The sequence below is a fragment of the Saccharopolyspora antiqui genome, assembly GCF_052246905.1.
In the GTDB taxonomy this organism is placed as follows: domain Bacteria; phylum Actinomycetota; class Actinomycetes; order Mycobacteriales; family Pseudonocardiaceae; genus Saccharopolyspora.
Window position 1 is genome coordinate 463,977 of the sequence record NZ_JBQQBO010000002.1, and the last position, 24,747, is coordinate 488,723.

Here is a 24,747-nt window from a genome sequence, read left to right on the forward strand (position 1 = left end):
ATGGGCCGACGTCGTCGGTTGCTGCGACGACTGCCGCTGGTGGCCTGGCTGACCCTGGTGTGGGTGATGCTGTGGGGCCGCTTCGACCTCGGCACGCTGCTGTTCGGCCTGTTGGTGGCGCTGCTGGTGACCACCTTGTTCCCGCTCCCGACGATCAACACCGGCATCGTGGTGCGACCGCTGCGGTTCGCGTTGCTGATCGGCTACCTGGCCTGGGACTTGGTGATCTCCACCCTGCGGGTGTCCTGGCAGGCGGTGCGGCACGGGCCGAACGCGAAGTCGGGCATCGTCGCGGTGACGCTGCGGACCGACTCCGACCACCTCACCGCGATGGTCGCCAACGCGGTGTCGCTGGCGCCGGGCAAGTTCGTGCTGCAGATCGACCGGGCCAACCGGATCTGCTACGTCTACGCGCTCGGCATGCGACCCGACGACGCCGAATCGGTGCGGCGCGACGTGCTGGCCCTGGAGAAGCGGGTGGTGCGGGCGGTCGGGTCGACGGCCGAGGTGGCGCTGGTGACCGGACGGGAGGGGTGAACATGGCCTGGGTTTTCCTGGTGACCTTCGGTCTGCTGTGCGTGGCGGGCCTGCTGGTGGTCATCCGGTTGCTGCGCGGTCGCAGCACCTTGGACCGGATCGTGTCGGTGGACGTGTTCGTCACCCTGGTGGTCGCCGCGACCTGCGTCGGCATGGGTTGGCAGGGCGACGGGTCGAACATCGCGCTGCTGGCCGCGTTCGCGTTGCTGGCCTTCATCGGTTCGGTCAGCGCGGCGCGGTTGATCGAGAAGAAGGAGCCGTACCGATGAGCTGGCTGGACCTGTTCTCCGCGGTGTGCCTGCTCGGTGGCGCGCTGTCCTGCCTGCTCGGGGCCATCGGGTTGCTGAGCTTCCCGGACGTGGCCGCCCGGTTGCAGGCGGCGACCAAGCCGCAGACCCTGGGGCTGATCTTGATCCTGATCGGCACCGCGGTGCGGTTGGACTTCGGCTACGCCTGCGCGCTGATCCTGGTGGGCCTGTTCCAGATGCTCACCGCGCCGGTGTTGGCGCAGCTCGTCGGCCGCGCCGCGTACCGCACGGACAACATCGCGCGGGACACGTTGGTGATCGATGAGCTCGGTGACCGCATCGACCGGGACAGGCTGGTGCGCTGACTTCTAGCACTGGGCTGACTTCTGGCACTGGGCTGACTTCTGGCACTGGGCCGATTGCACTGGTCTGACGGCACTGGGCCGATCCGGCGGAACTCGAAGTTCCTGGTCACTCTCAGCGCCGAATATGATCAAATGGACCGGTACGAGTGACCACCGAAGTGTCGTCGACGGACGCGGCGCAGAGAGGTGTGGAGCCAACATGTGGCGGACCGGCCGCGTGCTCGCAGGCCTTGCGATCGCGTTATTCCTCCTGCTGACGCCGCCAGCCGCGGCCAGCGGAACAGCGGACACCTCGATCGCGGTGGTGGCGCAGCAACCGACCCCGAACCCGCCCGCGCAGCCGCCGGTCGACGAGCGGCAACGCTTCGCGATCGGCATCGCGGGAGTGGTGCTGATCGGTTTGGTCCTGTTATCCCGCAAGGCGAGAAAGAAGCCGGTCTTCTTTGTCAAGCGCAAAAAGTAGGAGCCCAAGTAAAACCGGCGGCATGGTCGGTTCTTTGCGAAATTATTTCGGTGCCAATTCTCGCCATGGACTAGACCTAGCGCCGAACCTGTGGGATTTTCACAACTGACTGCGTGCGCGAACCGCTCCTCCTCAGGAGGAATGACGACGTCAGCGCACCTGCGATGGGGCAGCAGGCCCTCACAGACGTGGGCTGGCACCGGGAAGCCCCCCGACCGGTGCCAGCCCACACCCTTGTCCGGCGAACGCTCTCGACGATGGTGTTGGCCCGCCTGCGGGCAAAGGGAGAGCACGTCAGAGCTTGTCGACCCGGGCAATTCCTCGGTTGCGGAATTAGGTGCGATGCGCATCGGCGGAACTCGATTTCTTCGGTTCCGCTGAATGGACACCACCCGTTCGTCGCAGTGCGTCGACCGGTGGACTCCCGATCGTGCAGCGCCCGACGCGCCCCCGATGCCGATGATGCAGGATGGGGCGCAAATGAGTGCCACCCCGTTCGTGCCCCGTGAGGACAACCTTTTCGCCGCAGCGCGCGCCCAGTGCCGCGCCTCGGTGCAGCGGCACGAGCCGGAGTTGGTCGAGCTTTCCCGCAGCATCCACGCCCAGCCGGAGCTGTCGTTCGCCGAACACCGCAGCGCAGCCAAGGTCGCGGAATTGCTGGCCCGGCACGGTTTCACGGTCCGAACACCGGTCGCCGGCCTCGACACGGCACTCGTCGCCGAATCGGGTGCCGGTGAACTGGTCGTCGGGATCTGCGCGGAATACGACGCGCTGCCCGAGGTCGGGCACGCCTGCGGGCACAACGTCATCGCCGCGGCCGGAGTCGGTGCCGCGCTCGCGCTGGCGGAGATCGCCGCGGACGTGGGCATCACGGTGCGGCTGATCGGCACCCCGGCCGAGGAAACCGGCGGCGGCAAGGTGCTGATGCTGCGGCGCGGCGCCTTCGACGACGTCGCGCTGGCGATGATGGTGCACCCGGGTCCGGAAGAGATCTGCCGCCCGACCTCGCTGGCGATCACCGACCTCGAAGTCCGCTACACCGGGCGTGCCGCGCACGCCGCCTCGGCTCCGCAGCTGGGCCGCAACGCCGCCGACGCCCTGACCGTCGCGCAGGTCGCCATCGGCCTGTTGCGGCAGCACCTGGAACCCCGGCAGATGGTGCACGGTATTGTTACCGCAGGTGGCGCGGCGCCGAACATCGTCCCCGCGCACACTGCGGCGGTCTACAACCTGCGTGCTGCCGAAGCGCGCTCCCTGCAGCGCCTGGAGAACCGAATCCGGGCCTGCTTCGAGGCGGGTGCGACGGCAACCGGATGTGAGCACGACGTCGTGCAGATCTCCCCGGTCTACGCGGAGCTGAACCCCGACGGCTGGCTGTCGGAGGTGTACCGCCGCGCGATCACCGAGCTCGGGCGTGAACCGCTCGACCGGGACGAAGAGCTGGGCCGGGTCATCGGCAGCACCGACATGGGCAACGTGACCCAAGTCCTGCCCGCGATCCATCCGATGATCGCGGTGGACTGCGGCGACGCGGTCAACCACCAGGCGGAGTTCGCCGCTGCCTGCGCGAGCCCATCCGCGGACCGCGCGGTGCTCGACGGGGCAGTGGCGATGGCCTGGACCGCAGTCGCAGCCGCATTGGACGGCGCGCAGCGCGATCGCCTGCTGGCGGCGGCGCGCGACCGTTCCGGTCGGAGTTCGTCGGAAGAGTTCTGCACCCCGGGAAGGCCGCATGAGTGACGTTTTCGCTTCCCGCTCATGCCACCGACCAGGTGCGGATGTCCCGCAAGACGCTGGAGGCGTGGCGTGACCGTAGTGGATTCTCGTGGCTCGGATCCGAGCCAATCCTCGAACGGTGGTTCGGCGGTGGAAGACGCGGACTGGGATGCGGCAGAGCGTTCCGCGGTAGCCCAGGGCGCCCTCGTCGCGGCAGGTGTGGACGGGCCGAGCGCGCCCATCGGCAGCACCATGTCCAGCGTGGGGTCCAGTATCGGGTCCGGTGTGGAATCTGCGGTGGCAGATCCCGGCGCCGGTCGCGGACCGTCCTGGTTGGATGCCTGGTTGGACGCGAACGCGCATCGGGTGGTGGCCTGGCGACGGCACATCCACGCGTATCCAGAACTCTCCCGCGCCGAACACGAGACCACCGCGTTCCTCGCCGAGCGGCTGACCAGAGTCGGTCTTCGGCCGCGCGTCCTACCGGTGGGCACCGGGCTGTTCTGCGACATCGACGGTGACGGACGGCCGGGCCAGCGCACCGTGGCGCTGCGGGCCGACATAGACGCACTGCCGCTGAGCGAAACCACCGCGCTGCCCTACGCGTCCACAGTGGACGGAGTTGCGCACGCCTGCGGGCACGACGCGCACACCACGATCGTGCTTGGCGCGGCGCTGGCGCTGGCCGCCGCGCCGAGCCTGCCCGGCCGGGTGCGGCTGATCTTCCAACCGGCCGAGGAAGTGATGCCCGGCGGCGCCCTGGACGTGCTGGCGGCCGGTGTGCTCGACGGCGTGGACCGGATCTTCGGGCTGCACTGCGACCCGCGGCTGCCGGTCGGCCAGATCGGCACTCGGGTCGGGCCCATCACCTCGGCCAGCGATCTGCTGGAACTCCGGCTGACCTCGCCCGGCGGGCACACCTCGCGCCCGCATCTGACCGCTGACCTGGTGCACGCATTGGGCACCGTCATCACCGGCCTGCCGACGCTGCTGTCGCGCCGGGTCGATCCGCGCACCGGAACGGTGCTGACCTGGGGCGCGGTGCACGCGGGCGAGGCGCCGAACGCCATCCCGCAGGACGGGGTGCTCACCGGGACGCTGCGCACCGGCGATCGCGGCACCTGGGCGAAGCTGGAGCCGCTGGTGCACGAGCTGGTGCACAGCCTGCTGTCGCCGCTCGGTGTCGGATTCGACCTGCAACACCGGCGCGGTGTGCCGCCGGTGGTCAACGACGCGGCGAGCACCGAACTGTTCCGGGCCGGGATCGCAGCCGGGGTCGGCGAAGCGGCCCTGACCAGCACCACGCAGTCCTCCGGCGGTGAGGACTTCGGCTGGTACCTGGAGCACGTGCCGGGTTCGTTCGCGCGGTTGGGTGTGCATTCCGGGGCGGGCCGGGTCAAGGACCTGCACCAGCCGACGTTCTCGCTGGACGAGCGGGCCCTGTTCGTCGGCATCCGCGCGATGGTGCATACCGCCCTGGCCAGCTTGCAGCGCTGAGCCGCCGGTCGCGGGTGCTCCGCTGGTCAGGCGCCCAGGAGTCCGGTATGCCCGCGGGTGGGCGTACCGGCCTCGGGCTGGCGCCCAGTTTGGATTCCACTCGATTGAGGTGTATCCACCGGCGGCTGTATCTGTTCGCGGGGTTGCCGTCTCTATAAGGGCATGACCGCGAACATCATCTGTCCGGAAGGGCCGCCGCCGGTGGCCGCCCAACACGCCGATTCGAGCGGCTGGCCGCACCCATCGCTGCACGGCGCGATGACGAGCGGCGACGCCGAGCGGCTGCTCGGTCGCGCCGAGCTCGCCGCGGGCCTGGCCGAGGACCAGTGGGTCGAACCCTGGTTCGGGGTTGTCGTCCCGGCCACCCGCGTCCATGATCCGCTGACCCGCGCGGCGGCAGCGCTGCTGCGCGCCGGGCCGTACTCGGTGTTGTCCGGCGCGACCGCCGCGGCGATCCACGGCTGCGACTCCGCCGCCGACGACGTCGTGCACGTGACGATTCCCTACCACCGCGAACTGCGTTCCCAGCCGGATCTCGCCATCCACCAGGCGTGGATCAGGGAATGCGATGTCGTCGAACTGGACGGCCTGCGCACCCAGGCGTTGGACGTCGCCATCACCGAACTGCTGTGCACCGGCCCGAACCGACCTGCCCTGGACTGCCTGGAACAGGCCCTCGCGCAGCTCGGCGAGACCGCCGATCAGTTCCGCGCGCTCGTCGGTGAGCGGCTCGCCCGCCGCCGAGACCGCCGGGGCACGCGGCAGGCCGCCGCGCTGCTGCAACTGGCCTGGTCGAAACCGCGGGACGGCGAGCTGGTCGGAGGTGCGCGATGAGCCTCCGAACGTCACTTCGCCCGCTGGAACCAGCCCGCGCTCTGGGCGGACTCGCGAATCCTGACGAACCGCCCGTAGGCGTCGTCGTAGTACTCGCGATTGGCCTCGATGGGCGGCAGCGGATCCGAAGTCGCGACCAGTTCGCGGGCCACTTCGCTGATGTCGCGGCCCGCCAGCAGTGCCTGCGCGGTCACCGCCGCACCCCTGGCACCGGCCTGCTCGTCGGTGGTGCGGACGACCGGCAGCCCCGTCACGTCTGCGATCACCTGCCGCCACAGCGGGTTCGCCGAACCCCCGCCGGTGACCCGCAGTTCGCTGGGCTGGGCGGTGCTGGCCCGCAGGCAGTCCCGGATCACCATGGCCAGCCCCTCCAGGCAGGCCCGAGCGATCTCGGCCGGACCGTGCTCCAGGCTCAGCCCGTGCAGGCTCCCCCGGGCGGCTGGGTCGTAGAACGGCGCGCGTTCCCCGCCGAGCGAGAGGTACGGCAGCATCAACAGCCCGTTGCTGCCCGGCTCGGCCTGTTCGGCGAGTTCGGTGAGGTCTTCCGGGTTGGGCAGTCCGAGCATCCGGCAGGTCCACTCGACGACCTCGGTACCCGCCAGCGTCGCGCTGGCCAGCATCCAGCGGCCGGGCATCGGGGTGCGCAGCGACATCCCGACCGGGGTGCGCTGCAGCTTGGGGCTGTCACTGATCACCTCGGTGCAGATGGTGGTGCCGAGGATCGTGCACGCCTGGCCGGGCTCGGTCACCCCGGCGCCGATGGCCGTGGAGATCACGTCGTAGGAACCCAACACCACCGGGGTGCCTTCCGGAACGCCCAGCCGCTCGGCGGCCGGGGCGAGCAGCGGCGCGATCCGCTGCTCGCCGTCGACGGCTTCGGGCAGCAGTCGTCCTGCCCAGCCCAGGCCGAGTTCGGTGAGCACCGTGTCGGAGTACTGACCGGTCCGCGCATCGAGGAAGGGGTTCGAGGCCTCCGAGACGTCCCAGGCCAGGCGCCCGGTCAAGCAGTGGAACAGCCAACCGCCGCAGGTCAGCACCTTCGCGGCAGCGTCGATTCGGGCTGGTTCGTGTTCCGCGAGCCAGCTGAGCTGCGCGTGCGGCAGCCCGGCGAAGCCGACCGAACCGTTGATCTTGAACAGGTCGGCGAGCAGCCCGGAGTCCGCCCAGTTCGCGGCGATCGACGAGGCTCGGGCGTCGTTCCAGAGCAGTGCGGGACCGGTCGGGCGACCGGCGGTGTCGACGAGCCAGCACCCGTCGCCCTGCGCGGTGATGGCCAACGCGGACACCTCGGCGCCCAGTCGGCTGACCAGTTCGGCGACCGTATCCGCGACGGCCGACCACACGTCGAGCATGTACTGCTCGGCCCAACCGGGCCGGGGGTGCTCGACCCGGGTCGGGCGGCTGGCGACGGCGAGTTCGGTGCCGTCCGCCGCGTAGCCGACGCTCTTCACCACGGAGGTCCCGGCGTCGATGCCGATGGTGATCACGGGCGTTCCCTCCTGATCCCGCCTGGCTGGTCGGCGCGATCGATCCGACCAAGCAATATCACAGCATCGAGTGTTAAAAATTTCAAGATAGCTGTTATGTTTGAGCTGGGATGTGACATCACGGTCCCGGTTGCGGACCACCACCGGAAGGACGCGACGTGCCCGCCCAATCCCGCTCCGACTCGGGAGCCGACCGGATCGACCTCGTGCTGCTCGATGTCGGCGGCCCCATCTACGACGACGCGGCCTACCGCGACGCGCTGCTGCGAGCCGTCCGCGAGCTGGCCGCCGAAGACGGCCGAAGCGTCGACGAGGCCGAATTCCAGCAGGTCTACGACGAGCGTCGCCAAGCCCAGGGCGGGTCCCTGCGCACCGCGATCGCCGAGCGGTTCCTGACCGTGAACGACCGGCAACGGCTCTCCGAGCGGGCCGAGCGTTATTGGGAGTACCCACCATCGGCGCTGCACGCCGACGTGCTGCCGACCCTGCGGCAGCTCGCCGGACGCTACAAACTCGCGATCGTGGCCAACCAGCGGGCGGTGGTGGTGGACGCGCTGCGGCGGGACGGCGTGGCCGACTACATCGACGTCTGGGCGGTCTCGGAGGTGGTCGGCGCGGAGAAGCCGGATCCGCGGATCTTCCAGCACGCGCTGCGGGAAGCGGGCGTCGGGCCGACGAACGCGGTGCACGTCGGCAACCGGCTCGACACCGACGTGCGCGGCGCCCGGCGCGTCGGCCTGCGCACGGTGTGGGTGCTGCGCGGCGAAGCGCCGCCCGAACCGACGCCGGAGCAGCTCGCCGAGCCGGATGTCTCGGTGTTCTCGCTGGCCGAGCTGCCCACCGCGCTGGAGAAGTTGCAGGAGGGTGCATGAGCGAACGGCTTGCGAAGGTTTCGGAGGCTGGCCGATGAGCGGGCTCGTCGCTGGTGTCGATGTCGCGACCGCGAACGTCCGGGTGCAGATCCATGATCCGGCGGGAGCACCGGTGGCGGCGGCGTCCCGGCCGCTGCCACCACCGGTGCGCTCGACGGGTGGCCGCTCCGAACAGGACGCCAGTGCTTGGTGGCCAGCGGTTCGGGACTGCCTGGCCGAATGCACAGCGGCCCTGGGGACGCGCAGCAGCGAAGTGGGATCACTGGCGATCTCTGCGACGTCGGGCACCGTCGTCGTGGTCGACGCGAACGGTGAACCGCTCGCCGCAGCGCTGATGTACGACGACCGGCGCGCCGAAGCCGAGGCGCGAACCGCGGTCCAGGTGGGCGCGCCGCGCTGGCAGCGCACCGGCATCACGCCGTCGGCGGGCTCCGGACTGGCCCGGATCGGTTGGTTGGCGCGGCACCTCCCGGACGGCGCCGCGCTGGTGTGCCACACCCCGGATCTCCTCGCCTGGAAGCTCGTCGGACACCCGGTCGCCACCGACTCCAGCCATGCGCTCAAGAGCGGCTACGACGCGGTGGACGGCGAGTGGGCGACCGAGGTCTTCGACGCCCTCGGCGTACCGGATCGACTGCTACCGGAGGTCGTGCGACCGACCGCGGTGCTGGGCGCGGTCAGCGCCACGGCCGCGGCGGAGACCGGTCTGCCGGTCGGCTGCGAGGTGCGCGCCGGTATGACCGATGGCTGCGCCGGTCAGCTGGCGTGCGGCGCCGTCGACGTCGGACAGTTCGTGACCGTCCTCGGAACAACGCTGGTGCTGAAGGGAGTCGCCAAGCGGCTCGTGCACGATCCGGCTGGCGCGGTGTACAGCCACCTGCATCCAGACGGCATGTGGCTGCCGGGCGGTGCCGCCAACATCGGCGGTTCCGCACTGTCCGATGTGGACACCGCAGAGCTGCCGCGGCTGGACGCCGCGGCCACCGAGCGGGGCCCCGCCAGCGTGGTCAACTACCCGCTGCGCGGCGAGGGGGAGCGGTTCCCGTTCCTCGCCGAGCACGCCACGCAGTTCGTGCTCGGCGAGCCCCAAGACCGGATCGACGAATACCGCTCCCGCCTCGAAGGCGTCGCCTTCTGCGAACGACTCGCGCTGGAACGGCTGGCCCAGCTGGGTGCGCCCGCTGATGGCCCGGTGCGCACCGCAGGAGGCGGGGCCCGCAGCGTCGACTGGTGCCGAATCCGGGCCTCGGTGCTGGACCGGCCGGTGCTGCGCGTCCAGGGGGCGGGCACGGCACTGGGCGCCGCCCTGCTGGCAGCCAGTGGCTCGATCCACCCGGACCTGAGCACAGCCGCGGCCGCGATGGTGCCGAGCGGCGAACTCGTCGAACCGGCGCGCCCGGAGGTGTCCCAGCTGAACGACAGCTACCAGCGCTTCCTGACCGAGCTGCGCACCCGGGGCTGGATCTAGGAGCCGCGAATCGCGACCGATCAACCGGTGAGGGCCCCCGCGACCGTGAGGCTGTCTTCGTAGACGGCGTAACGGGTGATCAGGCCAGCTTCGACGGTGAGATGCAGCGCGCACAGTGCCGTGTACGGCTTGCCGGTGGCCTTCACGGTCTGGCGGATATCGCCGAGCACGACCGCGTCCGCGCCCTCGACGAGGATGCGGGACGCCGACCCGGCCGACTGTTCGGGAATGTGGCTGGCGGCTATCGCGCGGAAGTGGTCGGCGACATCGGCGCGGGTCGAACGGGGCCGGATCCAGGGCACCGCCGGGTGGCCGCCGGTCGGCCAGTCCAACTGCCAGTCGACGTGCTCGGCGAACAGGTCGGCGATCCGGTCCGGATCACCTTCGGCCAACCGGTGGAGGAAGTCCCGCACCACAGCACGGGTGACCGCGCTCCGGTCCCCGGCAGGCGGTTGCACGGTGAACTGGTAATCGGACCGGATGAGCCCGTCCTCGCCGAGGGTCGCGAAAACGCGTCCGGACCAGACGATGTCGCCGCCGGAGGCCGGGGCCATGTGCGTGGTGAAGATGACCGTGTCGTGGTGGCCGGTCGCGTCGTCGCCGGGCCGAAAGGCGAAACCCGCGGCACGCACGAGTTCATCGTGGGCCTGGGTGATCCGGGCTTCGATCGCGTCGTGGCCCTGGTGCCGCGCCGATTCGGTGAGCTCAACGCCCTCCGCGGCCCACAGTGCGCCGATGGCACGGCGGCGGGCCACCGGATCGGGCTCGTTCCACACCGCGACGTAGCGGTTGACGAACTGATCGATGTCGATGTTCATGGCCCGAACGCTAAGGCTCGTTGCCTGACATCTTCCGTCAGTGGATCGCGGCAGACTTGCGGCCATGCGCGCGAGCCGGTTGGTATCGATCCTGTTGCTGCTGCAGACCCGGCAGCAGATGACGGCGCAGGAGTTGGCCGAGGCGCTCGAAGTGTCCGTGCGCACCGTCTACCGGGACGTGGAGTCCCTCAGCGCCGCTGGCGTGCCGCTGTACGGCGAGCCAGGGCACCGCGGCGGGTATCGGCTGCTCGGCGGTTTCCGCACCAGGTTGACAGGGTTGACCGCCGAGGAGGCCGAATCGCTGTTCCTCACCAGCCTGCCCACGGCCGCCGCCGACCTCGGGTTGGGCGCTGTGGTGACCGCCGCGCAGCTCAAGCTCATGGCCGCCCTGCCCGACGAACTCCGCGACCGAGCGGGACGGATCGCGCAGCGGTTCCACCTGGACGCCCCCGCTTGGTACCGCGACGCTGATCATGTGCCGCACCTGAGCGCGGTCGCGGAAGCGGTGTGGGGCAACCGCGCCATGCGGATGCGCTACCTGCGCTGGGCGCAACCCCACGAAACGACCCGGACCGTGGCGCCGTACGGGCTGGTCCTAAAAGCGGGCCACTGGTACCTGGTAGCCGGAGCGGCCGAGCAGATCCGCGCGTACCGCGTTTCCCGGATCATCGACCTGCACGTCCTAGACGAGCAGATCGACCGGCCGGACGGATTCGACCTGGCCGACTACTGGCAGAGCTACCTGGCGCACTTCGACGCGCGCCGCCACCAGCGCACAGCGACGATCCGCCTGTCCCCCAGTGGCTTCGACCGGCTTCCCCACGTGATGGAGACGGCTGTGGCCGAGCGGGCTCGGCAAACCGCGGCATCCCCGGATCCCGACGGCTGGATCCGGGTCACGATCCCCATCGAGTCCGTTGATCAAGCCCTTCCCGAGCTGCTCAAACTCGGTGCCGACGCGGAAATCCTCGCGCCCGCCGAACTCCGCGAACACCTCGCCCGCACGCTCGACGCCCTCAACCGCATCTACCGCACGCACCCCGGGACGGACTGACCGTCAGCACTCGGCGACTTCCAGCGCCACACCGGAATTCCGGAGCTCGTCGCGCAGCGGCTTCGGGGTCCCGGCATCGACCACGACGACGTCGAACTCGGTCAGCGGTGCCAGTTCGTGCACCGCCCGCCGGTCGAACTTGGCGTGGTCCAGCAGCAGCACCCGCTTGCCCGCGGTCTCCATCAGCGCGCGTTTGACCTGGATCGTCTCCTGCGAACGGTGCAGGCAGTGCCCGCCGACCACCGCGGTGGTGGACATGAACAGCACGTCGGAGCGCATCGTGCGAGCCATGTTGGCGGTGTGCAGGCCGAGGAACGCGTCGTAGGAGGCCTGGTAGTCGCCGCCGAGGCCGATCAGGTGCAGGCCCGGTTCGCCGCTGAGCAGGTTGATCACGGACAGGAAGTTGGTCATGACGGTCAACGGCCCCCGCGAGGCCAGCAGCTCGGCGACGGCCAGCGCACTGGTGCTGTCGTCGAGCGCCACGACCTGGCCGGGGGAAACGAAGCGCACCGCGTACTTTGCGATGTTTGCCTTCTCCTCGGCGGCATCGGCGATCCTGGCCCGCACCGAGGTCTCCAGGAGGGCGGTCGGCGTCGATGTCGCGCCACCGCGCACCTTGCGCAGCCACCCCTGCTTTTCGAGGACGTCCAGATCGCGGTGGATCGTCATGCCGCTGACCCCGTGCTCGGTGGCGAGCCCATCGATGTGAACGAAACCGCTGGCCAGCACCTTTTGGCGGATCTGCTCGCGCCGTTGCTGCCGACTCAGCGGCGCGTTGGCGGCCTCGGCCATGGACTGTCCCAACCTCGCGTGTGCAACCGAAGTGATTATCACACGCCAAGCGTGATGTTCGAACCAGATATCACGCGCGAGTCAGGGGCCGACGTTGTGGCACGGGCGTTTGCGCAGCTTCTCGACGTAGTCCTCAGGTGCCCCGGCCGCCTCGGCAGCATCGGCCATCACACCGAGATAACGCGCCGACGGCAGTCCGCCCTCGTAGGCGTCCAGCACGTACAACCACGCCAGCACCGCTCCGTCCAACGTCTGCACCCGCAGCCGGAGCTTCTTGTGCATGCCCAGCTCGCCGCCTTCCCAGCTGTCGAGCTGCCGCTCGTCCTCCGGGCTGACGTCGTAGAGCACCGTGAAAACCTGGGAACCGGGCTGCTCGACGATGGTGGCCAGGGCACCTTCCCAGCCGTAGTCCTCCCCGCCGAAGGTCAACCGCCAGTCCACCAGCCAGCCCGTTCCCGCCATCGGGGAATGCGGGGCGCGCTTCATCATCTGGGCCGGATCCATGTTGGACCCGTACGCGGCGTACAGAGGCACGCCCAACAGGGTAGCGATCGACAGCCCGAGTGGCGGAGCGGACCGCGTCACGAATGTGGGTACGGCGGCGGCAACGGCAAGGGATTCCCGGCCCACGATCTTGGTCACGGCACGGCGGTGGTGCCGTGATCGATGTCGAAGCCGGATCCGCGACCGACGAGGCGGCGCTGCCGTCGGAGGAGGCATGACGCTCGCCGCCGAGCGGATCCGGATCGCCGATGCCGAGGTCGACTGGCGTTGGTACCACCCGAATTGCCCGGACTCCGCGCAGCGTACGGTGAGTTCGGCGCCCACAAGGCGGCGGATCTGGGGAGGAGCGCGAATTGACCCGCATCGTGATCATGGGAGGCGGCCCTGCGGGCTACGAAGCAGCCTTGGTCGCCGCTTCGAACGGGGCGGACGTCAGCTTGATCGAGCCGGAGGGACTCGGCGGCGCATGCGTGCTCTACGACTGCGTGCCGTCGAAGACCTTCATCGCGTCGGCGGGTGCTCGGTCCGCGTTCCGCGATGCCCAGGAACTCGGCATCCGCACCAAGACCGAGAACTCCGACGTCGACGTCGCGGTGGTGCACGGCCGGGTCAAGGGCCTAGCGCTGGCGCAGTCCGCCGACATCCGGTCCAGGGTCCGCCGCGAGGGCGTGAAGATCCTGCCGGGCCGAGCGCGGTTCACCAACCCCACCAAGGGCATGGCCGTGCACCACGTCGGGGTCGATCTCGCCGACGGTGGTTTCGAGGAGTTGGCCGCGGACGTCGTGCTGATCGCCACCGGTGCCACGCCGCGGATCCTCAAGGGCGCCGAACCCGACGGGGATCGGATCCTGACCTGGCGGCAGCTCTACGACCTGTCCGAACTGCCGGAACACCTGGCTGTGATCGGCTCCGGCGTCACCGGCGTGGAGTTCGCCTCCGCCTACACCGAGATGGGCGTGAAGGTCACCATGATCTCCAGCCGCGACCGCGTGCTGCCGCACGAGGACGCGGACGCCGCGGCGGTGCTGGAGGAGGTGTTCGCCGAGCGCGGCACCGAGGTGGTCAAGCACGCGCGGGCGGAGAAGGTGCAGCGCACCGACACCGGGGTGCTGATCGACCTGGCCGACGGCCGCCAGGTGGAGGCCAGCCACGCCCTGATGACCGTTGGTTCGGTGCCCAACACCGCCGACATCGGCCTGGACCGGGTGGGCATCGAGGTCGACCGCAACGGCTACATCCAGGTCGACCGGGTGTCGCGGACCAGCGTGCCGGGGGTCTACGCGGCCGGTGACTGCACCGGTCTGCTGCTGCTGGCCTCGGTGGCGGGCATGCAGGGCCGCATCGCGATGTGGCACGCGCTCGGCGAAGGTGTCGCCCCGATCAAGCTGAAGACCGTGGCGGCCAACGTCTTCACCCACCCCGAGATCGCCACCGTCGGCATCAGCCAGCAGGCGATCGACTGCGGCGACGTGCCCGCGCGGACCGTGACGATGCAGTTGGCCACCAACCCGCGGGCGAAGATGGAAGGCCTGCGACGCGGCTTCCTCAAAGTCTTCTGCCGCCCGCAGACCGGCGTGGTGGTCGGTGGTGTCGTGGTGGCGCCGAACGCCAGCGAGCTGATCCTGCCGATCGCGCTCGCCGTGCAGAACCAGGTGACCGTGGACAACCTGGCGAACACGTTCTCGGTGTACCCGTCGCTGTCGGGCTCGCTGACCGAGGCCGGCCGCCTTTTGATGCGGCACGACGACCTGGACTGAGCTGGCGGCCGATCGGCCCGAACGCCGCGGCGCGATCGGCCTTCCGCTGGGCGGCCACCGACGGCCACCTGCTTTGCCGGTGGCCGGTCGGGTTTGCGACCGTTGCCGGTGGGAGCACCCGTCATCGGCGGGTCCGGCGGAAAGGGGTGATGGCCACCATGACCGATCTGCCTGTGCTGATCTACGACGGTGACTGCGGGTTCTGCACGCGCAGCGTGCGGTTGGCGGAGCGGTTGCCGGTGCGCATGCGCATCCTGGCGTGGCAGGAAGCCGATCTGGCATCGTTTCGGACCACCGAGGACCGCGCCCGGCACGAGGTGCTGTGGATCGCCCGCTCCGGTCGGGTGTTCGGCGGCGCGGCCGCGGTGGCGGAACTGCTCAGGAATTGCCGGATGCCGTGGCCGGTGCTCGGATGGCTGATGTCGGCCCCGGTGCTGAGGTTGCTGGCCGAGTGGGCGTACCGGCTGGTCGCGGCGAACCGGTTCCGGCTGCCCGGCGCGACCCCAGCATGCCAGTTGCCGCCCGAGGAACGGCCGGGCCGTTCGGATCGTTCCGGACCACTGTAGATCTCGGCCGAAAGTACGAGGAACGAGTCTTGTCTTCCTGACCGATCGGCCGATTTGAGCTGCCATTTCGGCTGAGCCGCCAACCCCTTGCCGAGCCATAACTTGGACGTCGTCGGGGGTCCGAACAGGTCAGGCCCTCCGCTTTAGGGGATCGGCGGAGGGCCTGACCCATTCACCGAAATTGGTGCGTCTTGGGCACCAACGCGGCGCGAAAGGTGGCTTGAGATGTACGGCAAGGCGTTCGCCCCGGAGTACCAGGGGCAGCTTCGGGACATGTCGGTGAACACGGCGTACGAGGACGTGCTGGCGGCGGCGCGGGAGCGCGAGCTCCGCGCGGTGCAGGAGGGCACCGAACTGGAGTTGGCACAGGCCCGGTTGGCGGTCGCGGAGGCATGTCGGCGACTCGGCAAGCTCGACGAGGCCGAAATGGCGTGGCGCGGGAGCTACCGGGCGGCCCGCAGCGCGGGCGAGCGGGGTGCGATGGCGTGGGCGCTGTGGAGCGGGGGCACCCTGGCCCGGCAGCGCGGGCAGCTGACCGCGGCGGTGCGCTGGCTCCGTTCCGGGCGTGACCTCGCCCGCCAGGCTGGCGATCAGCTCGCCTTCGGCTACTCGCTGGCCGGAATCGCCGAAACGCTGCGGATTCGCGGAGACCACGAGGAAGCGCGTGAACTGCACGAGCAGCTGCTGGCCGAAGCCCGCCAGCGCGGCGAGTGCAGGCACACGGTGTGGGCGCTGGAAGGGCTTGCTCAGCTGGACCGCAATGTCGGCGATCTGCGCTCGGCGTGGCGGCGGTTCGCGGAGGCCGCCGAGATCGCCGAGGACGGCGGGGACGAACGCGGGCTGGCTTGGGCGTTGCGAGGGCTGGCCGATGTCTTGTCGTTGCGCGGGGAGCACGACGAGGCGTTGCGACTGCTGTCGCGAGCCGAGCAGATCTGCCGCCGGATGGACATGCCCAGCGCCCTGGCCTACAACCGCAAGATGCGCGGCAATGTCCTGTACCGCGCGTGCTGGTACGACGAGGCCGCGCGCACGTACCGGGACGCGCGGAAGATGTTCCGGTCCATCAACGAGCCGCGCGGTGCGGCGCTGGCCGAGTTGGGCTTGTTGAAGAGCCTCGACAAGCTGGGCCGCCCACGACCAGTCATCGAGAGTGAACTGCACGCCCTGCTGGCCACATTGGACAGTCGGGAACTGCGGCACACCAGGCGGATGGTGGAGGAGGCGATCGCCGAGATGACGGAGTTCGCCGCCTGAGCCCCACCGAAGCACCGCTGTGCGATCAGGAGATCCCGGCGTTGGCTCCCGTGGCTGGTGCGGTTTGGGAGCGGAAGCTGTGTCCCAGCTCGGGGCCGAGCCCGAAGTAGTGCCGGAAGTTGTAGATCAGCGGACTCCACGCCGTTGGATCGATGTGCTGGGTACCGGGCACGACGATCCGGGGAACGCAATGAACTCGCAGCACCTGGGCCTCGATGATGCGGAAGCTGTTGGTGACATCGGCTTGCACGCGTGTCGCCCGAGCTTCCAGCTGAACCGGGCATTCGGCGACTCGGGGCGGGCGGACCAGTTCAGAGGGCTGGGGGCGCAGTCCGGCGGCACCGAACTTGTCCGGCTCGAAGCGAAACGTGCCGCGCTTGTGCTCCGGCACCGGATCACGGCCGGTCAGTGGCGCCAACCGCTCGACCGCGGACCATTGTCGATGTTGTTGCTCGGCGCCATGGTCTCCATGAGCCGAAACCGTAAGGAGGTGTTGTTTCGGTGCCTGCCGAACTGTTGTGGACTACGCGTTGAGTTTTGCCGCCGCTGCGAGGAGTTCGACACCGGCCTTGCTGCCGATCGGTTCTCCGTGGCCGAAGCACGCCACCTCGGTGTCGAGCTCGGCCAGGCGGTGGAACGACTCGATCGCTCGCGCACGATCCCTGTTGAACGTGCCGAGCATCACTTCGCCGACGTTGGCGATGGTGTCCCCGGGTGGTGTCCCCGGTGAACAGAATTCGGTTCTTTGACAAATAAACAGCGATGCTCCACGCCCGCCTCGGCCAGGGCAGATCCGGACCGGACCAGCGGGCGCCGCGTTCGTCGCTGGCGAACGTGATTCCTGCGCGACCGGTCACACCAGGGGAAAACGACGCGACATCCGTCGTCGGGGTGCGTTAGCCTTCCCGCATGGCCAACGTGCAGTTCTACTTCTGATCAGGCCGCTTCCAACGCGGCAGCGGCAGGCGGCTTCCTCCGCCTGTTTCGTGGCGCCTCGATGCGTACCCAGATTCCCGTTCTGGGATTTGCCCGCTCCCGAATTCGAGTTCTGAGCACCAGCCGTCAGCTTCCCGGCGGTCCGTGTTCCGTGCTCGGTGCCGTCGCGGGTTCGGTACGGCTGCTGAGGCGCGGCAAGTCAAGTGAACACTGTTTCCGCGTCCCTCGCTGCGCCGAGGGCGTTTCTGATCAGGAGTAGAACCATGGCCGAAATGGCCCAGAACAGCTACCGCACCCGGCCCGCGCACATCGCGTTCGTGTCCATCCCGGCGCACGGGCACATCAACCCGGGACTCGGGCTGGTCACCGAGTTGGTTCGCCGCGGGCACCGCGTCACCTACGCCACGACCGACGACTTCGCCGCGCAGGTGGCGGAGGCCGGTGCCATCCCGGTCCGCTACACCTCCCTGCTGCCGGGACCGTCGGCAGCGACGCAGGAGTGGCCGGAAGAGGAGGTCGCGGCTCAGACGATGTTCCTGGAGGAGACCATGGCCGTGCTGCCGCAGCTCGAACGGGCGTACGCGGCGGACCGGCCCGATCTCATCGTCTACGACGTCGCGGCCTTCCCGGGGCTCGTGCTCGCCGAGAAGTGGCAGCTGCCCCACATCCAGTTGTCCCCGACGCACGTCTACGCGGCGGGGATCGAGGAGGCTTTCGAGATCGAGCTGACTCCGGAGAAGCTCGCGGTGCGGGCCCGGTACGACGAGTACTTCGCCCAGCAGGGGGTCGAGCTGACCTTCCAGGACGTGGCGGTGCCACGGCGCGGCATCGTGACCATTCCGCGGACGTTTCAGTACAGCGGTGACCGGGCCGCCGACTCGTTCACCTTCGTCGGACCGATGTTGACCGAGCGGGCGTTCCAGGGGGACTGGCAGCCACCGGATTCCCGTCCGGTGCTGGTGATCTCGCTCGGCTCGGCTTACAACGACCGGTTGGCGTTCTACCGCAAGTCGCTGCGTGCGTTCGCCGACCTGGACTGGCACGTGGTGATGTCGGTCGGGCGCTCGATCGATCCGGCGGAACTCGGCGACGTTCCGCCGAATTTCGAGGTGCACCAGTGGATTCCGCAGTTGCGCGTGTTGTCGCGGGCGAGCGCATTCATCACGCACGCGGGCATGGGCGGCACGATGGAAGGCCTCTACCACGGGGTGCCGATGATCGCGGTGCCGCAGGCGGCCGAGCAGTTCCTGAACGCCGCCCGGATCGAGGAACTGGGGCTGGGTACCCAGGTGGACGGCGAAACGGTCACGCCGGAGCAACTCCGCGCCGCATTGGAGAAGGTCACCAGGGATGAGCGGATTCTGCTGCGGCTGAAGGAGATGCGGCAGGAGATCCGCGAATCCGGTGGCCTGCGGCGCGCGGTCGAAGTCCTCGAAGCCCTGCTGTAGGAGACCCCTGCTGTAGGAGATCGCTGTCGAGGTGGGCTGCCGGGCCAGTCGGGCAGCTCACCCTTCGGCAGAGATCGGCTGGTGCCGCGGCCGGGACGGCTCACCGGGTTGGCGCGGTGACCGCGCTGATCTTGCAGACGAGTCGGGCGATTACCGGAAGCGGGCGACGAAGCGGCGTTGCCAGGGCGTCTCCACGGCGCGTGGCGCGTAATGCTTCCGGACGTAGGCGACCGCCTCGTGGTTGGGCACCCCGTCCAGCACGGCGAGGCAGGCCAGCGCCGTGCCGGTTCGGCCGTACCCGCCACCGCAGGCGATCTCCACGCGTTCGGTTTCGGCACGCGCCCACGCCTCGCGCAGCGCAGCCCCGGCAGCAGTCCGGTCGGACGGCAACCAGAAGTCCGGCCAGCGAAGCCAGCGAGCCTCCCAAGAGACCGGGGACGGCTCGCGCCCCAGCAGGTACAACGCGAACGCGGGTTCGGGCCCGGCCGGGAGCGGGCGCCTGAGCCCCCGGCCGCGCACCAGCCGACCCGAAGGCAGTCGCAGCACGCCGACCATCTCGGGATCCCAAACAGCGGTCACGGCGCGAGCCTAGCGCTGTCGTCCCCAGGCTGATGCGTGGCCGCGTCGGGGCGGTTCGCTGAGGCCGAACTCGGTTGTCTGCCAGCGCAATCCGGGCGAACCCTTCGGTACCCGCGCTACCGGAGGTGAACGCTCGCGGCTGCCGCGAGTCGTCGAGCCCGCGCCAGGTCGCCGACCAACCTGCCGTCTCGTTTGACGACCTGACCAGCGACCAGCACCGTGTCGACGTTCCCGGCGTGCGCGGCGAGCACTACCGCCTCGGTCGGGGCGGTCAGCGGCACCAGGTTCACGTCGTCGGCCCGCAGCAGCACGATATCGGCGGCCTTGCCTGCGACCAGCGAGCCGATCCGGTCCGACAGGCCGACGGCGGCAGCGCCGTGCGCGGTGGCCCAGCACAAAACATCCCTTGTGGACAGTTCGCGGCCGTGCCAGGCGCGGTGCGCCGCCACCGCCATCCGCATTTGCGTGAACATGTCAGCCGCTGCGGCGGTCTCGCTGTCCACGCTGAGGGTCGGTGCGAGCCCTGCGGCCAGCAGCCTTTCGATCGTCGGCAGGCCGAGGCCGGGCATGGTCAACTCGATCTGCGGGGCGAGGGAAACGCTGACGCCGTGGTCGGCCGCCAGCTTGAGCTCCCCGTCGTGGCACCGGGAGGCGTGCACGAGTGTGAGATCTGGGCCCAGCAGCCCGGCACCGTGCAGCTGATCGACGTCATTGTCGCCCAAGACGTGCATGGTGATCCGGAGCCCGAGTTCGCGCGCCAGTTCGAAATCGGCGGTGGTGACCTCCGGAATCGTGCTGCGTGGTCCCCGGGCGCCCATGGCCAGCGTGACCAGACCGTCGTCGCCGGGAATCCGCTCACGCAGGCGGCGCAGGTCCGCCGGATGCGGCTCGGTGCTGTTCGACATCCATCGCTGTGCGTCGGTGCACGGCCAGCCGTGCGCGTAGACGGCGCGGATCCCGGCGTCACGCAGCGCGTCGAGGCCAGCATCGGCGTGCTCCGGGGTGTTCTGCACGTGGGCCCAGTCCACGAGGGTCGTCACGCCGCTGTCCAGCGCCCCCAACGCGCCGAGCAGCGTGCCCGCGTACACGTCCTCCGGCCGCATGCGCGGGCCGAGGCGGAGGAAGATCTCCTCGAAGTAGTCCTGGAAACTCCAGTCCGCGCCCCGCTGCCGCAGGACCGACTGCCAGGTGTGGCGGTGGGTGTCCACGAGACCCGGCAGCACGATCTTGCCGGTCGCGTCGACGACCTCCGCGTCGACCGCTGCCAGATCTGGTCCGATGGCGGCGATCCGGCCGTCCTCGACGAGCAGGTCGCCCCGCTGCGGGACATCACCCTGGCCGCCTGGGACCGCCTGGCCTAGGCCGATGAGCAGGCCGCCTCGGAGCAACATTCGTTCGGTCATCGCTTGCCTTCCGCAACCGTCAGCTTCGCGAACCTGTCGAGTTTCTCCGCCATGAGTTCCAGGCAGGCGTCGATCGCGGTGCGCTGGTGCAGCAGCCGGGCCTGGTGTTCCAGCAGGATCTCCCGGCGCCGGTCGATGGTGTGCTCACCAGCGCGCAGCAGGTCCAGGAACTCCCGCAGGGTGCGGATGGTCATCCCGGTCTGCCGCATCCGGATCACGAACACCGCCTGGGCGAGCGTCTGTTCGCCGTAGAGCCGCCGCCCACCGGCGTCCCGCTCGACCGGCCCCAGCAATCCCATGCGCTCGTAGTAGCGCAGCGCGTTCGCGCTCACCCCGCAGTGTTCGGCGGCTTCGCTCACCTGCAACAAGTCCACGTGCCCAAGGTAGGAGTTCGCGCGTGGGCGAAGTCAACTTCAGCCATCACCGGGGCCGCTGCGACCCGGTGACCAGGACGTCCTGCACGGCGGCGCCCTCGACCCCCGAACGCAGGTGATCTTGGAATTCGGCGCGGTGGTCGCTATACCTGTGAAGGGGTACACCCGTTGCTGGGAGGTCCGGTGGACGTGCAGGAAGCGAGGTGGGCCTGATGGTTGCGACGATCACCGGCCTGCGGACCTACGACATCCGATTCCCCACCTCTCGCGAGCTGGACGGCTCGGACGCGATGAATCCGGATCCGGATTACTCGGCGTCCTACGTGGTGCTCGACACGGATGCGGGCGACGGCCTCGAAGGCCACGGCTTCGCCTTCACCATCGGTCGCGGCAACGACGTGCAGACCGCCGCGATTCGCGCCCTGGAGGCCTTCGTGGTCGGTCGGCCGGTTCGGGAAACCTTGGACGACCTCGGCGGCGTGTGGCGGGAGTTGGTGCACGATTCGCAACTGCGCTGGCTGGGGCCGGAAAAGGGCGTGGTGCACATGGCGATCGCAGCCGTGATCAACGCGCTGTGGGATCTGAAGGCCAAACGGGCGGACAGGCCGCTGTGGCAGCTGTTGGCAGAGCTGGCACCGGAGCAGATCGTCGATCTCGTCGACTTCCGGTACCTCAGCGACGCCCTGACCCGGAGCGAGGCGCTGGAGATCCTGCGCAGGGCCGAGCCGGGGAAGGCAGCGCGTGCGGCAGCCCTCCGGGACCGCGGCTACCCGGCGTACACCACCACGCCTGGCTGGCTCGGATACTCCGACGACAAGCTGCGGCGCCTCTGCCGGGAGGCCGTCGAACAGGGGTTTCGGCAGATCAAGCTCAAGGTCGGGGCGGATCTGGCCGACGACATCCGGCGGATGCGGATCGCCCGCGAGACGGTCGGCCCGGACATCCGGATCGCTGTCGACGCCAACCAGCGCTGGGATGTGGACGCCGCGATCGCCTGGATCCGCGAGCTGGCACCGTTCGACCCGTGGTGGGTGGAGGAGCCGACCAGCCCGGACGACGTGCTCGGTCACGCGGCCATCGCGAAGGCGATCGCGCCGGTCCGGGTCGCCACCGGCGAGCACGTGGCGAACCGGGTGGTGTTCAAACAGCTGTTGCAGGCCGGTGCCCTGTCGTACCTGCAGTTGGACGCGGCGCGGGTGGCCGGGGTCAACGAGAACGTGGCGATCCTGCTGCTGGCGGCGAAGTTCGGTGTTCCGGTGTGCCCGCACGCTGGCGGCGTCGGCCTGTGCGAACTGGTGCAACACCTGGCCATGTTCGACTTCGTCGCGGTGTCGGCGTCGATGGACGACCGGATCATCGAATACGTCGACCACCTGCACGAGCACTTCGTCGATCCGGTGACGCTTCGCGGCGGCCGTTACCTGGCGCCGGGCCGTCCCGGGTTCTCGGCACAGCTGCGGCCGGAGACGCTGGTCGACTACGCATATCCCGACGGACCGGTGTGGACGTCGATCGCCGAGGAGCCGGACGCATGAGTGATTTCGCTGGTCGGACCGCCGTCGTCACCGGGGCGGGTTCGGGCATCGGGCTCGCGGTGGCCACCGAGTTGGCTGCCCGCGGTGCCTCGGTGGCGGCCCTCGACCTCGATCCGTCCCGCGTACCAGTGCAGGTGCTCGGACTGTGCTGCGACGTGACCGACGAGGACTCGGTGTCCGCATCGGTGGAGCAGGTCGTGCAGCGCTTCGGCGGCGTCGACATCTTGGTCAACAATGCCGGGATCGGCGCCCAGGGCACGGTCGAGACCAACACCTACGACGAGTGGCGCCGGGTCTTCGACGTCAACGTCCTGGGCATCGTGCGCACGACACGAGCGTGCTTGCCGCACCTGCGCGGATCCCCGGCCGCGGCGATCGTGAACACCTGCTCGATCGCGGCCACCGCGGGCCTGCCCAACCGGGCGCTCTACAGCGCGAGCAAGGGCGCGGTGCTGTCGCTGACCTTGGCGATGGCCGCCGACCACGTTGCCGAAGGGATCCGAGTCAACTGCGTCAACCCGGGCACCGTGGACACCCCCTGGGTACGTCGGCTGCTCGCGGCGGCTGACGATCCCGATGCCGAGCTGCGGGCGTTGCGGGCCCGCCAGCCCACCGGCCGACTTGTGTCGGCGGACGAAGTCGCGGCGGCGATCGCCTACCTCGCCGGTCCAGCTGCCGGGGCGACGACCGGCACCAGCCTCGCGGTGGACGGCGGCATGCAGGGCCTGCGCCTGCGGAAGAGCTGAACGGAGACTGGAAGATGCAGCGAATCGTCTTGCACACCAAGCTCAAACCCGGCAGGGAAGCCGAGTACGAGCGGGTGCACGCGGTGATCCCGGCGGAGCTGGACGCGGCGCTGCGCGCAGCGGGCGTGCACAGCTGGCGGATCTGGCGCGACGGCCCGGATCTCTTCCACGTGGTGGAGGTCGAGGATTACCAGGCGATGCGGCACGCGCTGCGCGACCATCCGGCGAACATCGCCTGGCAGGCGGAGATGTCCGAACTGCTGGCCGTCGAGGACGACTATTCGGGCACGGACGCCGGACTGAAGCAGGTGTGGGAGTTACCGAGCGGGCGGAGCGCATGAAGTTCGGTCGGCTGGGCGGATCCGAGGTCTCGGTCTCGGGACTCGGGTTCGGCGGTGCGGTGATCGGCAACCTCTACCACGCGGTGGATGAGGACACCGCGCTCGCCGCGGTGGCTGCGGCATGGGATGCGGGGATCCGCTACTTCGACACCGCCCCGCACTACGGGCTCGGGCTGGCCGAACGGCGACTCGGCCGGGCGCTCGTCGGGCGGTCGCGGGCCGAACTGGTGGTGTCCACCAAGGTCGGCAGGCTGCTGGTGCCCAGCCCGCAGCGTGCGGCGTTGCGCGATGACGCGGGCTTCGACGTGCCAGCTGATCAGGAAAGGGTTTGGGACTTCAGCGCGGATGGGGTGCGGCGGTCGCTGGAGGCCAGCCTGCGTCGGCTCGGCATGGACCGCATCGACCTCGTGCTGATCCACGACCCGGACGACCACTGGGAACAGGCCGTCGAAGAGGCGTATCCGGCACTGCACGAGCTGCGGTCGCAAGGCGTGATCGGTGCGATCGGGGTCGGCATGAACCAGTGGCAGATGCTGGAGCGGTTCGTCACCGAGACGGACGTGGACGCCGTGCTGCTCGCCGGGCGGTACACGCTTCTCGATCAGTCCGCAGTGGACACCATGTTGCCGATGTGCTTGCGGCGCAACGTATCGGTGCTCGCGGCCGGAGTCTTCAACGGCGGCGTGCTGGCCACCGACGAGCCGGGACCGGACGCGAGGTACGACTACACCCCGGCCCCGCCGGTACTGCGGGCGCGGGTGGCGCGGATGGTCGAGGTGATCCACCGGCACGGTGCGAGCCTGCCGCAGGTCGCGATGGCTTTCGCCGCAGCACATCCGGCGGTCACGAGTGTCGTGGTGGGCGCCCGGTCCGCCGACGAGGTGCGCGGCAACGCCGAACTGTTCGATCGACCGGTACCGGTCACGCTGTGGAGCGAGCTGGTGGCCGCGGGCCTGCTGCGCGCCGACCTGCCGCTGCCGACCTGACGCAGCTGCGGCACCGGGGATGATGCTGTCCTATCGCGCGCGAGGCGCGCACCGGCGCGATGTGCCGGTGTCGACGGGTCGAACAGAGGTGACCGGTCACGCGGCGTGAACCTTCGCCGAGTGGGCTGTGGAATCCGCCGACGACTTCCGCTGAACGGCCCGAAAAT

At 69.6% G+C, this 24,747-nt stretch carries 27 protein-coding genes; 18 read left to right on the forward strand and 9 right to left on the reverse strand.

The annotated features are described in order from the left end of the window. The 7 genes from ACTWQN_RS06725 (at window position 1) to ACTWQN_RS06755 (ending at window position 5,660) form a co-directional block, all read left to right on the forward strand. Complete coding sequence (locus ACTWQN_RS06725; RefSeq protein WP_443202510.1) at window positions 1–537, forward strand: Na+/H+ antiporter subunit E; 537 nt, start codon at window positions 1–3, stop codon at window positions 535–537. 2 nt (window positions 538–539) lie between these two features. Then, complete coding sequence (locus tag ACTWQN_RS06730) at window positions 540–806, forward strand: MrpF/PhaF family protein (RefSeq protein WP_443202437.1); 267 nt, start codon at window positions 540–542, stop codon at window positions 804–806. Next, on the forward strand, window positions 803–1,150 hold the full coding sequence (gene mnhG / locus ACTWQN_RS06735) for a monovalent cation/H(+) antiporter subunit G (RefSeq protein WP_443202438.1): 348 nt from the start codon (window positions 803–805) through the stop codon (window positions 1,148–1,150). Before ACTWQN_RS06730 ends, mnhG begins: the two co-directional genes overlap by 4 nt. Before the next feature lie 199 nt (window positions 1,151–1,349). Next, complete coding sequence (locus ACTWQN_RS06740; protein WP_443202439.1) at window positions 1,350–1,613, forward strand: hypothetical protein; 264 nt, start codon at window positions 1,350–1,352, stop codon at window positions 1,611–1,613. Window positions 1,614–2,093: 480 nt separating this feature from the next. Then, window positions 2,094–3,353 carry a M20 family metallopeptidase gene (locus ACTWQN_RS06745; RefSeq protein ID WP_443202440.1) on the forward strand — a complete coding sequence of 420 codons (1,260 nt, stop codon included), beginning with the start codon at window positions 2,094–2,096 and terminating at the stop codon, window positions 3,351–3,353. 228 nt (window positions 3,354–3,581) lie between these two features. Then, window positions 3,582–4,826, forward strand: a complete 1,245-nt coding sequence (locus ACTWQN_RS06750; protein ID WP_443202511.1) for an amidohydrolase — start codon at window positions 3,582–3,584, stop codon at window positions 4,824–4,826. Between the two features lie 162 nt (window positions 4,827–4,988). After that, window positions 4,989–5,660, forward strand: a complete 672-nt coding sequence (locus ACTWQN_RS06755; RefSeq protein ID WP_443202441.1) for a hypothetical protein — start codon at window positions 4,989–4,991, stop codon at window positions 5,658–5,660. Between the two features lie 11 nt (window positions 5,661–5,671). Here the strand turns inward: ACTWQN_RS06755 and ACTWQN_RS06760 are convergent, their stop codons facing one another. Beyond that, entirely contained in the window at window positions 5,672–7,147 is a 1,476-nt protein-coding gene (locus tag ACTWQN_RS06760) for an FGGY family carbohydrate kinase (protein ID WP_443202442.1), read from the reverse strand. Between the two features lie 158 nt (window positions 7,148–7,305). Between ACTWQN_RS06760 and ACTWQN_RS06765 the strand changes: the two genes are divergently transcribed. Together ACTWQN_RS06765 and ACTWQN_RS06770 are read left to right on the forward strand one after the other, a co-directional pair. Further along, window positions 7,306–8,019 carry an HAD family hydrolase gene (locus ACTWQN_RS06765; protein ID WP_443202443.1) on the forward strand — a complete coding sequence of 238 codons (714 nt, stop codon included), beginning with the start codon at window positions 7,306–7,308 and terminating at the stop codon, window positions 8,017–8,019. Window positions 8,020–8,053: 34 nt separating this feature from the next. Further along, window positions 8,054–9,487, forward strand: a complete 1,434-nt coding sequence (locus tag ACTWQN_RS06770) for an FGGY-family carbohydrate kinase (RefSeq protein ID WP_443202444.1) — start codon at window positions 8,054–8,056, stop codon at window positions 9,485–9,487. Between the two features lie 20 nt (window positions 9,488–9,507). Here ACTWQN_RS06770 and ACTWQN_RS06775 read toward each other — a convergent pair whose 3' ends face one another. Then, window positions 9,508–10,305 carry a nuclear transport factor 2 family protein gene (locus ACTWQN_RS06775; RefSeq protein WP_443202445.1) on the reverse strand — a complete coding sequence of 266 codons (798 nt, stop codon included), beginning with the start codon at window positions 10,303–10,305 and terminating at the stop codon, window positions 9,508–9,510. 64 nt (window positions 10,306–10,369) lie between these two features. On the opposite strand from ACTWQN_RS06775, the gene ACTWQN_RS06780 reads away from it, so the two are divergent. Further along, window positions 10,370–11,359, forward strand: a complete 990-nt coding sequence (locus tag ACTWQN_RS06780; protein WP_443202446.1) for a helix-turn-helix transcriptional regulator — start codon at window positions 10,370–10,372, stop codon at window positions 11,357–11,359. A gap of 3 nt (window positions 11,360–11,362) precedes the next feature. Here ACTWQN_RS06780 and ACTWQN_RS06785 read toward each other — a convergent pair whose 3' ends face one another. Both ACTWQN_RS06785 and ACTWQN_RS06790 read right to left on the reverse strand, forming a co-directional pair. Next, on the reverse strand, window positions 11,363–12,151 hold the full coding sequence (locus ACTWQN_RS06785; protein ID WP_443202447.1) for a DeoR/GlpR family DNA-binding transcription regulator: 789 nt from the start codon (window positions 12,149–12,151) through the stop codon (window positions 11,363–11,365). A gap of 81 nt (window positions 12,152–12,232) precedes the next feature. Next, the gene (locus ACTWQN_RS06790) at window positions 12,233–12,685 is read right to left on the reverse strand and encodes a gamma-glutamylcyclotransferase (protein WP_242184557.1); all 453 of its coding nucleotides are present in this window, start codon (window positions 12,683–12,685) and stop codon (window positions 12,233–12,235) included. A gap of 323 nt (window positions 12,686–13,008) precedes the next feature. Here ACTWQN_RS06790 and ACTWQN_RS06795 point away from each other — a divergent pair, with 323 nt between their 5' ends. The 3 genes from ACTWQN_RS06795 to ACTWQN_RS06805 all read left to right on the forward strand — a co-directional run bounded on the left by ACTWQN_RS06795 (window position 13,009) and on the right by ACTWQN_RS06805 (window position 16,232). Then, the gene (locus ACTWQN_RS06795; protein WP_443202448.1) at window positions 13,009–14,412 is read left to right on the forward strand and encodes an NAD(P)H-quinone dehydrogenase; all 1,404 of its coding nucleotides are present in this window, start codon (window positions 13,009–13,011) and stop codon (window positions 14,410–14,412) included. Window positions 14,413–14,570: 158 nt separating this feature from the next. Then, window positions 14,571–14,978, forward strand: coding sequence for a thiol-disulfide oxidoreductase DCC family protein (locus ACTWQN_RS06800; protein ID WP_443202449.1), 408 nt, complete (start codon window positions 14,571–14,573; stop codon window positions 14,976–14,978). 225 nt (window positions 14,979–15,203) lie between these two features. Further along, on the forward strand, window positions 15,204–16,232 hold the full coding sequence (locus ACTWQN_RS06805) for a tetratricopeptide repeat protein (protein WP_443202450.1): 1,029 nt from the start codon (window positions 15,204–15,206) through the stop codon (window positions 16,230–16,232). Window positions 16,233–16,257: 25 nt separating this feature from the next. Here ACTWQN_RS06805 and ACTWQN_RS06810 read toward each other — a convergent pair whose 3' ends face one another. Then, on the reverse strand, window positions 16,258–16,623 hold the full coding sequence (locus tag ACTWQN_RS06810; RefSeq protein ID WP_443202451.1) for a flavin reductase family protein: 366 nt from the start codon (window positions 16,621–16,623) through the stop codon (window positions 16,258–16,260). A 132-nt stretch (window positions 16,624–16,755) separates the two neighbouring features. Then, a complete protein-coding gene (locus ACTWQN_RS06815) occupies window positions 16,756–16,917 on the reverse strand; it encodes a hypothetical protein (RefSeq protein WP_443202452.1) in 162 nt (53 codons plus the stop codon). Between the two features lie 523 nt (window positions 16,918–17,440). Between ACTWQN_RS06815 and ACTWQN_RS06820 the strand changes: the two genes are divergently transcribed. After that, window positions 17,441–18,616, forward strand: coding sequence for a macrolide family glycosyltransferase (locus ACTWQN_RS06820; protein ID WP_443202512.1), 1,176 nt, complete (start codon window positions 17,441–17,443; stop codon window positions 18,614–18,616). 150 nt (window positions 18,617–18,766) lie between these two features. Here the strand turns inward: ACTWQN_RS06820 and ACTWQN_RS06825 are convergent, their stop codons facing one another. From ACTWQN_RS06825 to ACTWQN_RS06835, 3 genes are all read right to left on the reverse strand, one after another. Beyond that, window positions 18,767–19,171 (reverse strand): protein-tyrosine phosphatase family protein, encoded by a 405-nt coding sequence (locus tag ACTWQN_RS06825; RefSeq protein ID WP_443202513.1) that lies wholly within the window; start codon window positions 19,169–19,171, stop codon window positions 18,767–18,769. Between the two features lie 140 nt (window positions 19,172–19,311). After that, window positions 19,312–20,598 carry an amidohydrolase family protein gene (locus ACTWQN_RS06830; RefSeq protein ID WP_443202453.1) on the reverse strand — a complete coding sequence of 429 codons (1,287 nt, stop codon included), beginning with the start codon at window positions 20,596–20,598 and terminating at the stop codon, window positions 19,312–19,314. Further along, complete coding sequence (locus tag ACTWQN_RS06835; RefSeq protein WP_443202454.1) at window positions 20,595–20,972, reverse strand: MerR family transcriptional regulator; 378 nt, start codon at window positions 20,970–20,972, stop codon at window positions 20,595–20,597. Before ACTWQN_RS06835 ends, ACTWQN_RS06830 begins: the two co-directional genes overlap by 4 nt. A 212-nt stretch (window positions 20,973–21,184) precedes the next feature. Here ACTWQN_RS06835 and ACTWQN_RS06840 point away from each other — a divergent pair, with 212 nt between their 5' ends. Genes ACTWQN_RS06840 through ACTWQN_RS06855 form a run of 4 tightly spaced genes read left to right on the forward strand, consistent with a single transcriptional unit; the run spans window position 21,185 to window position 24,580 of the window. Then, window positions 21,185–22,507: an L-fuconate dehydratase gene (locus tag ACTWQN_RS06840; protein ID WP_443202455.1), complete on the forward strand. Its 1,323-nt coding sequence runs from the start codon at window positions 21,185–21,187 to the stop codon at window positions 22,505–22,507. Beyond that, the gene (locus tag ACTWQN_RS06845; RefSeq protein WP_443202456.1) at window positions 22,504–23,253 is read left to right on the forward strand and encodes an SDR family NAD(P)-dependent oxidoreductase; all 750 of its coding nucleotides are present in this window, start codon (window positions 22,504–22,506) and stop codon (window positions 23,251–23,253) included. Before ACTWQN_RS06840 ends, ACTWQN_RS06845 begins: the two co-directional genes overlap by 4 nt. A 14-nt stretch (window positions 23,254–23,267) precedes the next feature. After that, window positions 23,268–23,594: an L-rhamnose mutarotase gene (locus ACTWQN_RS06850; protein WP_443202457.1), complete on the forward strand. Its 327-nt coding sequence runs from the start codon at window positions 23,268–23,270 to the stop codon at window positions 23,592–23,594. Continuing rightward, window positions 23,591–24,580, forward strand: a complete 990-nt coding sequence (locus ACTWQN_RS06855) for an aldo/keto reductase (protein ID WP_443202458.1) — start codon at window positions 23,591–23,593, stop codon at window positions 24,578–24,580. Before ACTWQN_RS06850 ends, ACTWQN_RS06855 begins: the two co-directional genes overlap by 4 nt. The last annotated feature ends 167 nt before the right edge of the window (window positions 24,581–24,747 follow it).

What these genes read in the sequence shown, in the direction of transcription:
- ACTWQN_RS06745 (WP_443202440.1), top strand. Translation starts at nt 2,094, where the DNA reads ATGAGTGCCACCCCGTTCGTGCCCCGTGAGGACAACCTTTTCGCCGCA.
- mnhG (WP_443202438.1), top strand. Translation starts at nt 803, where the DNA reads ATGAGCTGGCTGGACCTGTTCTCCGCGGTGTGCCTGCTCGGTGGCGCG.
- ACTWQN_RS06840 (WP_443202455.1), top strand. Translation starts at nt 21,185, where the DNA reads ATGGTTGCGACGATCACCGGCCTGCGGACCTACGACATCCGATTCCCC.
- ACTWQN_RS06750 (WP_443202511.1), top strand. Translation starts at nt 3,582, where the DNA reads ATGTCCAGCGTGGGGTCCAGTATCGGGTCCGGTGTGGAATCTGCGGTG.
- ACTWQN_RS06850 (WP_443202457.1), top strand. Translation starts at nt 23,268, where the DNA reads ATGCAGCGAATCGTCTTGCACACCAAGCTCAAACCCGGCAGGGAAGCC.
- ACTWQN_RS06740 (WP_443202439.1), top strand. Translation starts at nt 1,350, where the DNA reads ATGTGGCGGACCGGCCGCGTGCTCGCAGGCCTTGCGATCGCGTTATTC.
- ACTWQN_RS06775 (WP_443202445.1), bottom strand. Translation starts at nt 10,305, where the DNA reads ATGAACATCGACATCGATCAGTTCGTCAACCGCTACGTCGCGGTGTGG.
- ACTWQN_RS06855 (WP_443202458.1), top strand. Translation starts at nt 23,591, where the DNA reads ATGAAGTTCGGTCGGCTGGGCGGATCCGAGGTCTCGGTCTCGGGACTC.
- ACTWQN_RS06820 (WP_443202512.1), top strand. Translation starts at nt 17,441, where the DNA reads ATGGCCCAGAACAGCTACCGCACCCGGCCCGCGCACATCGCGTTCGTG.
- ACTWQN_RS06780 (WP_443202446.1), top strand. Translation starts at nt 10,370, where the DNA reads ATGCGCGCGAGCCGGTTGGTATCGATCCTGTTGCTGCTGCAGACCCGG.
- ACTWQN_RS06755 (WP_443202441.1), top strand. Translation starts at nt 4,989, where the DNA reads ATGACCGCGAACATCATCTGTCCGGAAGGGCCGCCGCCGGTGGCCGCC.
- ACTWQN_RS06830 (WP_443202453.1), bottom strand. Translation starts at nt 20,598, where the DNA reads ATGACCGAACGAATGTTGCTCCGAGGCGGCCTGCTCATCGGCCTAGGC.
- ACTWQN_RS06785 (WP_443202447.1), bottom strand. Translation starts at nt 12,151, where the DNA reads ATGGCCGAGGCCGCCAACGCGCCGCTGAGTCGGCAGCAACGGCGCGAG.
- ACTWQN_RS06825 (WP_443202513.1), bottom strand. Translation starts at nt 19,171, where the DNA reads ATGGTCGGCGTGCTGCGACTGCCTTCGGGTCGGCTGGTGCGCGGCCGG.
- ACTWQN_RS06730 (WP_443202437.1), top strand. Translation starts at nt 540, where the DNA reads ATGGCCTGGGTTTTCCTGGTGACCTTCGGTCTGCTGTGCGTGGCGGGC.
- ACTWQN_RS06800 (WP_443202449.1), top strand. Translation starts at nt 14,571, where the DNA reads ATGACCGATCTGCCTGTGCTGATCTACGACGGTGACTGCGGGTTCTGC.
- ACTWQN_RS06770 (WP_443202444.1), top strand. Translation starts at nt 8,054, where the DNA reads ATGAGCGGGCTCGTCGCTGGTGTCGATGTCGCGACCGCGAACGTCCGG.
- ACTWQN_RS06845 (WP_443202456.1), top strand. Translation starts at nt 22,504, where the DNA reads ATGAGTGATTTCGCTGGTCGGACCGCCGTCGTCACCGGGGCGGGTTCG.
- ACTWQN_RS06805 (WP_443202450.1), top strand. Translation starts at nt 15,204, where the DNA reads ATGTACGGCAAGGCGTTCGCCCCGGAGTACCAGGGGCAGCTTCGGGAC.
- ACTWQN_RS06725 (WP_443202510.1), top strand. Translation starts at nt 1, where the DNA reads ATGGGCCGACGTCGTCGGTTGCTGCGACGACTGCCGCTGGTGGCCTGG.